12 protein-coding genes and 1 pseudogene are annotated in these 13596 nt (G+C 62.5%); 3 read left to right on the forward strand and 10 right to left on the reverse strand.

Going from position 1 to position 13596, the window contains the following annotated elements:
* Nucleotides 1–787 precede the first annotated feature (787 nt).
* The 6 genes and pseudogenes from PO883_RS27230 to PO883_RS27255 form a co-directional block, all read right to left on the reverse strand.
* Nucleotides 788–1240 carry a DUF4265 domain-containing protein gene (locus tag PO883_RS27230; RefSeq protein ID WP_289312549.1) on the reverse strand — a complete coding sequence of 151 codons (453 nt, stop codon included), beginning with the start codon at nucleotides 1238–1240 and terminating at the stop codon, nucleotides 788–790.
* Nucleotides 1241–1249: 9 nt separating this feature from the next.
* A complete protein-coding gene (locus tag PO883_RS27235; protein ID WP_289312550.1) occupies nucleotides 1250–2599 on the reverse strand; it encodes an IS4 family transposase in 1350 nt (449 codons plus the stop codon).
* A gap of 124 nt (nucleotides 2600–2723) precedes the next feature.
* Nucleotides 2724–3041, reverse strand: a pseudogene (locus tag PO883_RS27240) (transposase); the annotation flags it as partial.
* Nucleotides 3042–3491: 450 nt separating this feature from the next.
* Nucleotides 3492–5843: a DNA internalization-related competence protein ComEC/Rec2 gene (locus PO883_RS27245; RefSeq protein ID WP_289312551.1), complete on the reverse strand. Its 2352-nt coding sequence runs from the start codon at nucleotides 5841–5843 to the stop codon at nucleotides 3492–3494.
* A 67-nt stretch (nucleotides 5844–5910) separates the two neighbouring features.
* Nucleotides 5911–6093 carry a hypothetical protein gene (locus PO883_RS27250; RefSeq protein ID WP_167090560.1) on the reverse strand — a complete coding sequence of 61 codons (183 nt, stop codon included), beginning with the start codon at nucleotides 6091–6093 and terminating at the stop codon, nucleotides 5911–5913.
* An 86-nt stretch (nucleotides 6094–6179) separates the two neighbouring features.
* Entirely contained in the window at nucleotides 6180–7067 is an 888-nt protein-coding gene (locus tag PO883_RS27255) for an AraC family transcriptional regulator (protein ID WP_289312552.1), read from the reverse strand.
* 145 nt (nucleotides 7068–7212) lie between these two features.
* Between PO883_RS27255 and PO883_RS27260 the strand changes: the two genes are divergently transcribed.
* Entirely contained in the window at nucleotides 7213–7968 is a 756-nt protein-coding gene (locus PO883_RS27260; RefSeq protein WP_289312553.1) for an SDR family oxidoreductase, read from the forward strand.
* An 18-nt stretch (nucleotides 7969–7986) separates the two neighbouring features.
* Here PO883_RS27260 and PO883_RS27265 read toward each other — a convergent pair whose 3' ends face one another.
* The 3 genes from PO883_RS27265 to PO883_RS27275 are packed head-to-tail and all read right to left on the reverse strand — an operon-like array spanning nucleotide 7987 to nucleotide 10749.
* A complete protein-coding gene (locus PO883_RS27265) occupies nucleotides 7987–8781 on the reverse strand; it encodes a TatD family hydrolase (RefSeq protein WP_289312554.1) in 795 nt (264 codons plus the stop codon).
* Between the two features lie 2 nt (nucleotides 8782–8783).
* Nucleotides 8784–9491, reverse strand: a complete 708-nt coding sequence (gene lolD, locus PO883_RS27270; RefSeq protein WP_289312555.1) for a lipoprotein-releasing ABC transporter ATP-binding protein LolD — start codon at nucleotides 9489–9491, stop codon at nucleotides 8784–8786.
* Nucleotides 9484–10749, reverse strand: a complete 1266-nt coding sequence (locus tag PO883_RS27275; protein WP_289312556.1) for a lipoprotein-releasing ABC transporter permease subunit — start codon at nucleotides 10747–10749, stop codon at nucleotides 9484–9486. Before PO883_RS27275 ends, lolD begins: the two co-directional genes overlap by 8 nt.
* Before the next feature lie 172 nt (nucleotides 10750–10921).
* Here PO883_RS27275 and PO883_RS27280 point away from each other — a divergent pair, with 172 nt between their 5' ends.
* Nucleotides 10922–12112, forward strand: a complete 1191-nt coding sequence (locus tag PO883_RS27280; protein WP_289312557.1) for a hypothetical protein — start codon at nucleotides 10922–10924, stop codon at nucleotides 12110–12112.
* Between the two features lie 26 nt (nucleotides 12113–12138).
* On the forward strand, nucleotides 12139–12933 hold the full coding sequence (locus tag PO883_RS27285; protein WP_289312558.1) for a ferritin Dps family protein: 795 nt from the start codon (nucleotides 12139–12141) through the stop codon (nucleotides 12931–12933).
* Between the two features lie 147 nt (nucleotides 12934–13080).
* On the opposite strand, the gene PO883_RS27290 is transcribed toward PO883_RS27285, so the two are convergent.
* Nucleotides 13081–13506, reverse strand: a complete 426-nt coding sequence (locus PO883_RS27290) for a DUF3060 domain-containing protein (protein WP_289312559.1) — start codon at nucleotides 13504–13506, stop codon at nucleotides 13081–13083.
* Nucleotides 13507–13596 lie beyond the last annotated feature (90 nt).

The raw sequence follows: 13596 nt of genomic DNA on the forward strand, positions 1-13596 counted from the left end.
AGTAAAAAACGCATCATGGCAATTTTATATTGTGCCTTCCAATTATTGAGCATTGTGTACTGGATATGCAATCCACTTGACAGCTTCCGCCCGCGGCGGTACTTAGTCAAATTTTTCTGCAGTTTGACTCTACAACTGCCTCAGAGTAATCGGAATCGACTGGTATGGAACGCATCGATTTTCGATTGATCTGGAGTATTTCCGCTTTGTAAATAGACTTTTTGCGGAGTTGGTCGTCTTGAAGCTTTTGGCCCAATTCAGCACTGATGGTTGGATCTGACGCGGAAATGAACTTCGATTCTTGGAAGGCCGAAATCAATATTCTTCCTTCGAGCCGCCATGTGCCTCGTGCAGAGTCAATTAGTGTTATCGCCGGCTTACCACTAGGCGTGATCACAGAAGTGCTGGTGGATACGAAGGTCCGATCAGCCGCACGCTTAGTAACAGTAACAACTGTCATCACAAGTTGAGGTCCTTTCATAGACGTAGGACCACATTCCCAAGTCCCAGTCAGCAAATCCTGCGAGGGCGCTAAAGGTCCGGCACTAGCTGGGGAGACCCCGGCGAACAGAACTGCAATAAGCCAATAGTAAATGCATGTGACTTCTCCTTGACGTAATTGGATAATGAACAGCGCAGCCAGCTCAAGGATAGCCTGCAGTTATCAAACCCCGCCCTGGCAGCTTCCTTGAGCGGCTGATCACCGATCACCCACGTGCGCAAACCCAACACTTCTATCATATATTCCAATCGAATTCCTTGTCGGAATTGACACTGGACGCTCTTGCTACGGATGGCGATATGATGGGAATGCTACTGCAGTGCTATTCCCATCCAAGCGCGCAAGACAGGCGTCAATATCAGCAATGGATACCTCTGGGGGGATATCCAGCGCGTAACAACCAAGCTCAGGCAGTTCCGCGATTTGGCAGCCTAAAGCACGTAGTTCGGGGAGCATTGTTGCAATATTATTTCCTGACCCCGTTCTCAGTATCCACGCAGTAGTCCTACCTGACTGGGAAATTGGCTGCCATGATGCTACCTCATTCTCCAAGCCAAATGCTACCTCAATAATGTCGCCCACAGAAAGACCCTTTACAAAAAACGGAGGCGATTCTATGCGATATCCTCTTTCGACGGCCGTGCACAACACACCCTCAACAGCGACTGGAGGCCATTCATCGACAACATTGAGCCTGAAATGCAGTTCGATCGGCAAGCCATCTTTAGAAGCGATCATTTTTCCTCCCTATGACGTCCCTGATGACATGACGGACAAAGTATGACTGGCTGGCTCGTCTCCCGGGTACCCCCAATCCACCCAAGTTAAGCCATTGCAGCAATTTTTCTGAGTCATTGCCTTGTGCGGTTTGGGGCCTTGCTTGCGTGGTTTCGAGAGGTTTCCCCGATGTCGATAGGTCCGTCCAGCGACCAAGCCAAGCACGCCCCGTAGCAGTGCTCCGATCTTCCGTCCGATCACTCTTCCAAGCAGCAGGATGGGCATCAACGGCTTGAGCGCGGTATGGGCGTAGGCATGATTGATGCGTTTGTTCGCGGGCAATTCGGCGTCGACATGGGCGGTCAGCGCAACCAAGGCCTGCAGATTGTCGCAGACGATTTTGGCGGCAACATCCTGGGCTACGGCTTGCTGGGTCAATCCTGTGACGTGTTCCAAATTGAGGCGATGCTTGAGCCGTTTGAATGCTTCCTCGATGCCCCAGTGCCGGTGGTAAAGCTTGCCGAAGCAATCAGCCGGGTAGAGCTTGTCGTCGAACAGGTTGGTCATCAGAACGCGCTGCTCGCCAGTCGGCGAGACATTGCGCACCAGAAGCACGCGCTGCGGCTTGCGCGGGCACTCATAGTCGATCGCGTCCTGCTTGTCTGGCGCGCGCAGTATGACGATCCGCTCGTTCGCGCTTGAGCGCATGAAATCGCGTACGCAGGCGAAGCCGCTGCAGTTGTCGACACGCATGCAGAACTTGATGGCGCGCTGGTTCAACACTGCCACCAGCCAGCGGCAGGGATAGCCGCGATCGAGCAGCAGCAAATCGTCCGGGGAAAGCCGGTCGAGATGTTCAAACAGAAACTGCCGTTCGCCGCGCTCGTGGATGCTGTGCAGGGAGGCGGCGAGCATCAGGTCGGGACCCGGCAGAAACAGGCCGAACAGGATTTGATCGGCAAGGGCGGTGCGTTGGACATGTCTGGCGCGCAGACCGAAGCGTAGCGTCCAGGCATCGGCGACCAGGCGCAGAGCGCGCCAGCGCGGCACAAACTGATCCCGCTCGGCGCGCGCGATCAGCCAGTCGTTGAGCCGGGGGATAGCCGTCAGTGACAGCTTGGCGCGTGCTTGAGAGAACGCCTGTTCGGACACCTCGTGGACCAACTGAGCTTGGTGGCGCAGATGCGCGAAGAAGGTGTCCATCTCGGCTTGGATGCTCATGCGCATGCCCGTCAGCATGATGGCGACCAGCGTGGGCAACGGCAATTTGCGACAGCGTGAAAACGCAGTCGGATGATCGGAATGGCGTGCGTCGTTTAGAAATTCTGTCGAGCATAGTCGGGCGGCGAAGTCTTGAAACAAGGTGGTCAGAATGGACATGGCGAGCAGTGGAAGCAAAAATTCACACTGCCAACCGCGCTTCTGAACTGATGTCAAGTGTTTTTATGTCCATATGGAATATAAATCATCTAATTGCCCATTAAATGCTAACTTGAGTGGATTGGTACCTTATCCGGACGTCTTGGCAAAGTACACCGCGGCTTTTTCAGTATGACGATCCGCTCGTTCGCGCTTGAGCGATATGTCGCGCTCCTCAGTGACGCGCTTTAATTCTGCCTTCAATCGCCGCATCTCGTCGCTGGGCATCGACTATCTTGCGCTCCTCCTCTGGAACGCCGTAGTGCTTCACCCAGGCGTACAGGCTATGAATGCTCACGCCAAGCCACTCGGCCACTTCGCTGACCGGATGTCCTCGTTCCGGTTGGGCCACTTGCTTGACCGCCGCGATCTTGAATTCCTCTGTGTACCGCTTTCCACTCATATTTTCTCCTTGTGCCCAGAATCATGGCTCAGGAGTGTCTACAATAATCGTGGCGATTCAACCACACTAACCATCCTAACCTCATCGAGACTGGTGGCCACATTGGCTACGGCATCTGCCCAAGCGAAAGGCGCAAGGGTTATGCGACAAGAATGCTGGCCCTCGCTATTCCTGAAGCGAAGAAAATCGGACTTTCTCATCTCGTTCTCACCTGTAAGACGCGAATGTTGGATCCCGGAAAGTCATTGAATCGAATGGTGGCGTTTTTGAACGCACTACCTTCGATGAAGAGCAACTGGCGCGTCGCTATTGGATTAAGATTGGTGAGCTGTCAAGTCTCAACGGCCGAGAGCACGCTCGCGGCGGGGCATGTGCGCAAGGCAGGTCCCTCGTCCTCTCGGTTCAAGGACATTTTCAAGGAGCAGACCGGCGGGATCGGGCATGGCGGATCTATTTGCCGTACCAATAACGCGCATGCGCGATCCGATATTCTACCGGCGCGAAGCCGCTGGCCGAGTCAAGCGTGATCGCCCCCGATTCGTCCGTGCGCAAGCGGTCGACGCCGAGTTTTTCGTAGCGCTCCACCACCTCCGTCTTGGGATGATGGTAGCGGTTGCGATAGCCAACCTGGAACAGCACCAGGCGTGGCTGCACGGCGGCCAGGAAGGCCGGCGTGGACGAGGTACCGCTGCCATGGTGCGGCGCCAGCAACACCTCGGCACGCAGCAGTTGCGCCGACCCGGCGACCAGCTTCGCTTCCTGCGCAGCTTCGATATCGGCCGCCAGCAGGATCGAATGCGCGCCGGCCGTGATCCGCAGCACGCAGCCACGCGCGTTCGGTTTCAGGCTGGTGTCCGCATAGCTTTCCACGGCCGGATGCAGCATCTCGAAGCGCACCCCGTCCCACATCCACTGCTGCCCGCCGCTGCAGCGGATGTGGCGTGGCGCGGCCTTGACGATCGGATGATCGGGCCACAGCGACGACGACACCCACCCCACCCTGAGCGCGCCGAGCAGCGTGCGTCCGCCGCCGGCGTGGTCGATGTCGCTGTGACTGACGACGACGCCATCGAGAAAGCCGATGCCGCGCGCCTTGAGGTAAGGCAGGATCACCCGGTTGGCACCATTCGACTCGGGCGTGTAGGCCGGCCCGGTGTCGTACAGCAGCCGGTGGGTGCCGGTTTCGATCAGCAGCGCCATGCCCTGCCCCACATCGAACGCGGTCACATTCACCTCGCCCGACGCCGGCGAGGTGGGCTGGGCGGTCAGCAGCGGCAGCCATGCGGCCAGGCCGGTCCAGCGCAGCGGCCAGCCGCGCGGAGCGAGCATCCACAAGGTGCCGGTGACCGCGAACACGAACAGCCACGGCTCGGGAGCCGGTGCGCTCCACACCGCAAAGCGCAGTCCCGAGCACCATGCGAGCACCCAGGCCAGCGCCTGCACGGCGTAGTGCGCGACATTGAGCAGCAAGGTGGACACCGGCGCCGGCAGCATGCTGCCCGCCAGCGCGAGCGGCGTGACGACGAAGCTGACAACCGGGATCGCCAGCGCGTTCGCCAGCGGGCTGATGATGGACACCTGCGCGAACAGCAGCATCGTCAGCGGCACCAGCGCGAGCGTGACCACATATTGCGTATGCGCGCCCACCAGCAGCATGCCGCGCCAGCGCGACCGCCTGACGACGGTGCGCCCGCTGGTCGCGAACAGGATCGCCGCCACGGCCCCGAACGACAGCCAGAAGCCGGGCGCGGCGATCGCCCACGGGTCGAGCACGACGACCACGCCGAGCGCCACGCACAGCACATGCGACACCTGCGTGAGGCGTCCAAACCAGAGTGCGGCGGCGACCACGGTCAACATATATAAGGTGCGCTGCGCCGGCACGCCGAAGCCGGCCAGCAGCACGTACAACAGCGCGACCGTGGCGCCAGTCAGGGCGGCCACCTTCGGCGCCGGCAGCAGCAAAGGCAGTTGCGCACGGGTGAAGAACGAGTGCCGCCACAACGCCGAGGCAAGCGACGCAAACATTCCCGCCACCATCGTGATGTGCAGGCCGGAGATCGAAATGAGGTGACCGATGCCGGTGCGGTTAAATACGTCCCAGTCGGCCTGGCCGATGGAACGCTGGTCGCCGACCACCAGCGCGACGATCACGCCGCCGTATTCCTTGTCCGGCAGCGCGCGCAGGATACGCTCGCGCAGCGTGGCCCGGCAATGTTCGACGACGTTCGACAAGCTGAAAACGAAGCCGTCCAGGCGCCGGTTGCTGCCGCCTTCCGGCCGTACATAGCCGGTGGCGCGCACGCCCTGCTCCAGCAGCCATGCCTCGTAATCGAAGCCATGCGGGTTCGCGTTGCCATGCGGGCGTTGCAGGCGCACGACCAGCTGCCAGCGTTCGCCGGGCTGCACGTCTCCAATCGCCTGCGCCGTATAGCCGGCATACCACGCCAGCGACACGCGCGGCGGCACCGCTACCGGCTCGCCGAGCACGCGTTCCACCTTGAAATTGAAGCGCACGCCGTCACTGAAGCGGTACGGCAGGCTGTCGACGATGCCGACGAGCGTGATGTCGCGGCCCTCATCGGCCTTGGCCAGCGTCGGCGCCAAGGCCAGATGGGCGGCCAGCGCGGCCCAGCAGAACCCGGCGAGTGCGCCGGCCATGGCCAAGCGCGCAACACCGCGCAGAAAGCAAAGCAGGACCGCGATGGCGGCGCAGGCCGCGATGGTCGATGGCGTCGGCAGCGCCGCCTGGATTTGCAGCACGGCGGCGCCACAGGCAAATCCCAGGATGGCGGCGCGCATGGCTCCCCGGTGGCGTGGACAAAACCCCCAGCATGCCACCGGGCGCCACGCCATACTTTGGCGCGCGTCAGTCTTTTGCCACCTTGTGCAGGAATCCTGCGATGGCGGGCACCAGGGCTGGCGCCAGCGGCAACGTGGGGTCGGTGTAGGCTCCGGTCTGGCGCTCCTTTTCAGGCGGCGCTTCCTTCAACCCCAGGCACACGCAGAGCAGAAGGCAGGCACTCCACTTCAACAGGATCAGAGGATTCACGGATGGCTCCCAGGTCGATCAGCCGACCAACCAGAAATAACAATCATGCAATGATGACATTCGAGCCACCTTGGCACATTGCGCGTCTACCCCGGCGCGCGCGTGCGCTGCCCCATCGCTTCCGCATCCTTCATCGGCGGCAAGCCGAACATGCGGCCATATTCGCGCGTGAACTGCGACACGCTCTCGTAGCCGACCGCAAACGCCGCGCTGCTGGCCGACACGCCGTCCGACATCATCAGGCGGCGCGCTTCGATCAGCCGCAAGTGCTTCTGGAATTGCAGCGGCGAGAGCGAGGTCGCGGCGCGAAAGTGATGGTGGAACGACGATGGGCTCATCCCGGCGCTGGCGGCCAGGCGTTCGACCGGCAGCGCTTGCGCAAATTCTGCCCGCAGCAGCGTGACCGCGCGCGCCACCCGCTGCGCATGGCCGTCCGGACCGGCGAGCCGGCGGATGGCCGTCCCGTGCCGTCCCGCCAGCAGCCAATAGTGCAGTTCGCGCACCAGTTGGGCATGCAGGACCGGCACCGACGCCGGCCGTTCAAGGAGGCGCATCAGCCGCAGCGCCGCGTCGGCCACCTCGGCATCGGTCGGCTCGACCACTGCGCCATCGGTGCGCGGCAGCGCCATCATCTGCGCGGTCAGTTCGGACAGCACGGCCGGGTCCAGGTCCAGCACCAGCGAGATATAGGGTGCTTGCGCGCTCGCGCGCGTGACCTGGCTGATGGTCGGCACGTCCGCTGTAATCAGCAAGGAGTCGCCGGGATGGTAGGTCACGCACGCGTTCCCCATGGCGACCTCCTTGCTTCCCTGTAGTACCAGGCAAACCAGCGGGCGCGCGATCGCGTGCAGCAAGCCGGTAGGCGCGGTGGCGCGGATGGTTGTCAGGCCGGCGATGGGCGTTTGCGCCAGGCCGTCGGCGTTGGCGTGCGCGTCCACGTAGCGGCGCACGGTATTGAGCAGGGTCTCGGTCATGCCGCAATCCTAACCGATTCCGAACCGGTTCCCGAGCGTCGCCGGCGCGGCCTGGAGGAATAGGCAAACAACCGGGAGGTTCCGGCTACGTGGCCCGGGCCTTCGCGTCCTAAGATGAACTTCCCCCACACAGCAGGAGTTCAGCATGACCAAGATTGCCATCGTTACCGGCGCCAGCCGCGGCCTGGGCCGCAACACCGCCTTGAGCATCGCCCGTGGCGGCCAGGATGTGATCATTACCTATCAGTCGCGTGAGGACGAGGCGCGCGCCGTGGTGGCCGAAATCGAGGCGATGGGACGCAAGGCCGTCGCCTTCCAGCTCGACATGGGCAGCGTCAACGCCTTTGCACCCTTCGCCGCCAAGCTGCGCACCACCCTGCGCGACACCTGGCAGCGCGACAGCTTCGACCACCTTGTCAATAATGCCGGCCATGGCGAGTTTGCGCTGATCGAACAGACCACCGAAGCGCAATTCGACAGCCTGGTCGACGTGCATTTCAAGGGCGTCTTTTTCCTCACCCAGGCGCTGCTGCCGCTGATCGCCGACGGCGGGCGCATCGTCAACCTGTCGTCGGGCCTGACGCGCATTACCTTGCCCGGCTATGCGGCCTACGCGGCGGTGAAGGCGGCAATCGAAAGGCTCAGCGTGTACATGGCAAAGGAGCTCGGGGGCCGTGGCATTGCCGTCAACACGGTGGCGCCGGGTGCGATCGAGACCGATTTCGGCGGCGGCGCGGTGCGCGACAACCCGGAGCTTAACCGGGACGTGGCCGGCATGACGGCGCTGGGCCGCGTGGGCCTGCCGGACGACATTGGGCCGATGATCGCCAGCCTGCTGTCGGAAAATAACCGCTGGGTCAACGCCCAGCGCATCGAAGTGTCGGGCGGCCAGGGCATCTGAAGCAGCGGCCGCCAACGGCTACCGGAGCGGCAGGCGGGGAAGCGCGGCCAGCGCATTGGCGCAGGTCGCGGCCCGCACTTCATCGACCGGCAAGCCGCGCAGCTCCGCCAGCACGGCGCCAATGGCGGGCAGTTGCTCGGGGCTGTTGCGGCCCGGGTCAATCCAGGCCGGTGAAATATCCGGCGCATCCGTTTCGAGAACGATCGATGCGAGCGGCAGCGTGGCAGCCAGGCGCCGGATCTGCAAGGCGCGCGTGAAGGTCATGGCGCCGCCAAACCCCAGTTTGAATCCCAGGTCGATGTAGACCTGCGCCTGTTGGAAGCTGCCGTTGAACGCGTGCGCGATGCCGCCGGCCGGGCGAATCTGGCGCACATGCTTGAGCACCTGGTCCTGCGAGCGGCGCACGTGCATCAGCACCGGCAGGCCCATGTCGCGCGCGATGCGCAACTGCTCGCGCAAGAAATGCTCCTGCTTCTCGCGCATGGCCGGTTCGCACAGCATCGGGATGAAGAAATCGAGTCCGATCTCGCCGATGGCCACGAAGTTCGGGTCGGCCATCGCCCCTTCCACCGCCGCGCGCAAGGCCAGCAGGTCATCTTCCGTCGCGTTGGGCACATAGATCGGATGAATGCCGAGCGCGTAGCTGGCATTCGGCGCGCTGGCGGCCATCTGGCGCACGGTGTCGAAATTACCCCGCTCGACCGCCGGAATGACGATCATCGACACCCCTGCCTCGCCCGCGCGGCGTGCCACGTCCAGCGATTCGGTGCCGAATTCGTGCGCGTCCAGATGGCAGTGGGTGTCGATCCACATGGTCACAGTTCGGCCGGTTGCAGTCCGTGTTCGGTCAGGCGCAGCACGCGGTCGCAGCGGCGCGCCAGCTCGATATCGTGGGTGACGATGACGAACGCGGTGCCCAGCGTTTTGGACAGTTCCAGCATCAGGTCGAAAATCTGCTGCGCGGTGGCGTGATCGAGGTTCCCGGTCGGCTCGTCGGCCAGCACGCAGCCAGGCTGGGTGACCAGCGCGCGCGCAAGAGCGACGCGCTGGCGCTCGCCGCCGGACAGCTCGCCCGGCACGTGCACCACGCGCTTGGCCAGGCCCACGCGTTCGAGCACGGCACGCGCCTTGTCGATGGCGGCCGCACGCTTTTCACGGCGGATCAGCAGCGGCATGGCGACGTTATCGAGCGCCGAAAACTCCGGCAGCAAATGGTGGAACTGGTACACGAAACCGAGCGCCGCGTTGCGCAGGTCGCCGCGCGCGGTTTCCGACAAACTGGCGAAGTCCTTGCCCAGCAAGGTCACCGAGCCGGTGGTCGGCGTATCGAGGCCGCCCAGCAGGTGCAGCAGGGTCGATTTGCCCGAGCCGGATGCGCCGACAATGGCCACGCGTTCGCCGCGATAGATACTGAAGTCGACATTGGTCAGCACCGGCACCGAGTAAGTGCCCTGGGTGAAGGTCTTGCCCAGTCCCCGGCAGGCCAGGACCGGCGTGTCGCCCGATTTGTTCAGATCACTCATAGCGCAGCGCCTCCGCAGGTTTCACGCGCGACGCCGTGTAGCTCGGGTAGAGCGTGGCGACAAACGCCAGGACGACGGCCACGCCGCCGATCTTGGCCACGTCGGGCCAGCGCAAATCGGATGGCAAGGCGCTGATCAGGTAGATATCCTTGGGCAAAAACTGTACTCCTAATATAGATTCAATAAACGGGACGATGACATCGATGTTCAGCGCCACCAGCACGCCCAGCCCCATGCCGGCCAGGGTTCCCATCAGCCCCACCAGGGCACCCTGGATCATGAAGATCTTCATGATCGAGCGCGGCGACGACCCGAGCGTGCGCAGGATGGCGATGTCGGCCTGCTTCTCGGTCACCGTCATCACCAGCGTGGCGATCAGGTTGAAGGCGGCGACCGCGATGATCAGGGTCAGCACGACGAACATCATTTTTTTCTCGGTCTGCACGGCGGCGAACCAGGTGGCATTTTGCTCGGACCAGTCGCGGATGCGCAAGCCGCCCGCCATGCTGGCCTTGAGTTCCAGCGCCACCGCGGGTGCGGCGTGCATGTCGGCGATGCGCAGGCGCAGGCCCGATGGCGCGTCGAGCCGTTCCATCTTCTGCGCGTCTTCCAGGTGCACGAAGGCGAAGCTGGCGTCGTATTCGTAATGGCCGGCTTCAAAAATGCCGACCAGCGTGAACGTGCGCGTGCGCGGCAGCATGCCGGCCGGCGTGGTCTGGGCCTGCGCCAGCAGCATGGTCACCTTGTCGCCAATGCCGATGCCGAGCGAGCGCGCCAGCGCGTAGCCCATGACGATGTTGAACTGGCCCGGCACCAGTGCCGCCAGGCTGCCCTGGCGCACCTGGCCGGCGGCATCGGATACCTTGTGTTCTTCCAATGGCAGGATGCCGCGGATGACGGCCGGGCGCATCACGCCATCGCGCAGCAGCATGCCCTGGGTTTCGACGAACGGCGCGGCACCCTTGACGGCCGGGTTCTTGAACGCGTCCTGCATCGCCGCCTGCCAGTTGGGCATGGTACCGCGCGGGTCGAACACTTCGATATGGGCCAGCACCGACAGCATGCGGTCGGTGACTTCTTTCTGGAAGCCGTTCATCACCGACAGCACGACGATCAGCGCTGCCACGCCAAGGGCGATGCCGGAGACGGAAATAAGGGAAATAAACGAGATAAAGCTGTTGCGGCCACTACGCTTGCCGGCACGCGTGTAGCGCAGGCCGACCAGCCATTCGTACGGTAAGTTGTGGATGATGCTCATGTGCCCCGGCAGTGATTGATTGCAAGTGCGCAGTTTGCCACACAAAGCGCATCCCGGGCAGGGTTGCCACAATTGAATCACGCGTTGCCGCCGTGGTTTTTACAAAAAATCGTGGAACCTGCCGCCCGCGCCGCACTCCAACTCACTATTGGAGAACAACGGGAGGGACATCATGGCATTCAGTCTTTTCGATTCAAAAGGCGTGGACATCGACAGGCAGCGTTTCACCTGGCGCGAGCTGGTGCAAAAACCGATCAGCAAGCTCGACGACGATGCATTCACGCGCATCCGGGTCATCCTCGTCAACGGGCTCGAGACCGAGGCGCTGCGTTTCGGTCACCTCGCGGCGCGCTTCAACCGCGAGCTGCGCCTGCCGCTGGCCAAGGTGCGGCGGTCCGAACAACACCAGGCCACCCTGGTCAACTGGCTCATCGCGGCCGACCATTCGCCGCTGGAAACCACAGTCGCCTACGAGCAGGTGGCCATCGAAGTCACGGCGGCCATCGCGCAGAGCGAGCCAGACCCGTACCTGGCGCAAGTCTACCGCTTCGGCCTGCTGGAAGACTTCGACCACCTGTACCGCTATGCGGCGCTGCTCGACCGGCTGGAGGGCAAGGATGCCAACAATATCCTGCAAAGCTACACCGACATCCTGCCCGGCCGTCCAACCGCCGAGCAGCACCGCGCACCCGCGGACGACTTGCGCGAGCCCTACAACGCCGGCACGGCCGCCTTCCAGACCAAGGTGAACGCGCTGACCATCGTGGCGAGCGAATACCAGACCCACGACTACTACATGAACATCGGCCCGCTGTTTTCCGACCCGCTGGCGCGCCAGCTGTATGCCGAAATCGCCTCGGTCGAAGAACAGCACGTGACCCAGTACGAATCCATGCTCGACCCGGGCGAATCGTGGATCGCGCAATGGCTGCTGCACGAAGCGGCCGAATGCTACACCTATTACAGCTGCGTCGAGCAGGAAAGCAATCACCACATCCGGGGGATCTGGGAGCGTTTTCTCGACTACGAACTGGGGCATTTCCACATGGCGTGCGAGGCCTTCAAGCAGTTCGAGCGGCGCGATCCGGCCGAAATCGTCACGAGCGACTTTGCCGCCCCGCTCGCCCTGCGCAGCCAGCGTGATTTCGTGCGCAAGGTATTGGTCAGCGAAGTCGACGTGCGTACCGACGGCCCCCGCTTCGTCACCAGGGAGCTTGAAAGCCCGCTCTCGCTCAGCTACCGCGCCATGCTCAACGCCGACGGCTCACCGAGCGACATGGTCGCCGCCGGCTACATCTGGCGGCCCGGGACCGAGCTCACTCGCAGGGGCATGCTGGCTGCCGCCGGCGTCACCGCGCCCTGAGCGCTTTTGGGAACAGGAGACAAGCCATGAGTCATATACAGACCGAAATACAGACTGAACACGTAGGAATGAACCGCACGGGCATCCAGATGTCGCCCATCGACAGCAAGGCCATGCAGGATGTCGAGCCGGCCGTGACCGACAGCGATGGCGTCGACGAAATGGCGCTGGCCGAGCTACGCAGCGAGTACATCGCCAACGCCGACACGCTGGGATCGGTGCCGCTCCCGGGCACCATTACCGGCGCCATGACGATGGGGGTGTCGATGCTCAAGGGCGACAGTCCGCAGATCCTGCTCGACAAGCTGGGCGAGCGGCTCGCCTTCGAGCGGACCGGCGCGCGCTTGTACGATGCCCTGATTACCAAGTGCGAGGTGATGCTGGCCAGCGACATCAGCATGACCATCGAAGACCTGGAGCAGATCCGCGCCGATGAAGCACGCCATTTCCTGATGCTGGCCGATGCCATCGAATCGCTGGGGGGCGACCCCACATCGCAGACACCAAGTGCCGCCCTGGTCGGGGTGGAGTCGCTCGGGCTGGTGCAGGTATTGAACGACCCGCGCACCAGCATTGCACAGTCGCTGCATGCCATCGTCACCGCCGAGCTAAGTGACAAGGCCGGCTGGGAAACCCTGGTGGCGCTGGCGGACGAGCACGATCTCTCGGACATGGTCGAGCGCTTCACGCAGGCGCTGAACGAGGAACGCGAGCATCTGGCGCTGACACAAACCTGGTACGAAGAGGCGATCGGGCTGACGTACGGCGATGTGGAGGTCGACGAACTGTCGGTGCAGCCGCAGTCGCAGCCGCCGCCTTGAGCCGCGGCGCGGCTGGAGGCTGCCACCGCTATGTTCGGCGCGAACTGCCAGATCGGCGCGACTGTGGGAAACAGTCTTGCCGGAGCGCATGGGCGCGCCACGGCGCCCTGCCCTGTAGCGCTGGCGCGAGCGCAGCGCTACGGCTGTCTAGCCTTTGCCCGACATCTTGACGACCTTGTTGTTCACGCCGGAGATATTCTTCTTGGGTTCCGCGGTGGATTGCCAGCGCACGCTGTTATCCACGCCTTCCACGGTCAGTGGCGCTTTCGGAGCCAGTTGAATCGTGACGGAGTTGCCCGAGCCCGATACTTCCAGCGCTGAGCACACGCCTGTGAACGTAATCACGTTGTCCGTGCCTTCGATGATCGCGCGGCGGCCCTCGCACGGGAACGAGCGTTGATGTCCATTGCCGCTGACCTGAATCTGGTCCTTGCCGGACGCGATGGCGCCGACGCTGTCTTCTTCGTCAGCCATGGCGGCACCGGCGCCGCCAAAGGCAGCCATTGCCGCGACACCCACTGCAATCAGAGTACGTAATGACATAGCAATCCTTTTCATCAAAAATGTTTGCATAAATACTAAACCATCAATATGCATTTGGCAATATTAATGCATTTTGCATGGCACGCCAGGATTTTCGGGTTTGCCGTTTTGTCCTACAAT

It is taken from the genome of Massilia sp. DJPM01 (assembly GCF_030348125.1).
Taxonomy (GTDB): domain Bacteria; phylum Pseudomonadota; class Gammaproteobacteria; order Burkholderiales; family Burkholderiaceae_D; genus Telluria_A; species Telluria_A frigida.

Excerpts from the sequence above, each read along its gene's own strand:
- PO883_RS27230 (WP_289312549.1), bottom strand. The coding sequence starts at position 1,240 with ATGATCGCTTCTAAAGATGGCTTGCCGATCGAACTGCATTTCAGGCTC.
- PO883_RS27235 (WP_289312550.1), bottom strand. The coding sequence starts at position 2,599 with ATGTCCATTCTGACCACCTTGTTTCAAGACTTCGCCGCCCGACTATGC.
- PO883_RS27245 (WP_289312551.1), bottom strand. The coding sequence starts at position 5,843 with ATGCGCGCCGCCATCCTGGGATTTGCCTGTGGCGCCGCCGTGCTGCAA.
- PO883_RS27255 (WP_289312552.1), bottom strand. The coding sequence starts at position 7,067 with ATGACCGAGACCCTGCTCAATACCGTGCGCCGCTACGTGGACGCGCAC.
- PO883_RS27260 (WP_289312553.1), top strand. The coding sequence starts at position 7,213 with ATGACCAAGATTGCCATCGTTACCGGCGCCAGCCGCGGCCTGGGCCGC.
- PO883_RS27265 (WP_289312554.1), bottom strand. The coding sequence starts at position 8,781 with ATGTGGATCGACACCCACTGCCATCTGGACGCGCACGAATTCGGCACC.
- lolD (WP_289312555.1), bottom strand. The coding sequence starts at position 9,491 with ATGAGTGATCTGAACAAATCGGGCGACACGCCGGTCCTGGCCTGCCGG.
- PO883_RS27275 (WP_289312556.1), bottom strand. The coding sequence starts at position 10,749 with ATGAGCATCATCCACAACTTACCGTACGAATGGCTGGTCGGCCTGCGC.
- PO883_RS27280 (WP_289312557.1), top strand. The coding sequence starts at position 10,922 with ATGGCATTCAGTCTTTTCGATTCAAAAGGCGTGGACATCGACAGGCAG.
- PO883_RS27285 (WP_289312558.1), top strand. The coding sequence starts at position 12,139 with ATGAGTCATATACAGACCGAAATACAGACTGAACACGTAGGAATGAAC.
- PO883_RS27290 (WP_289312559.1), bottom strand. The coding sequence starts at position 13,506 with ATGCAAACATTTTTGATGAAAAGGATTGCTATGTCATTACGTACTCTG.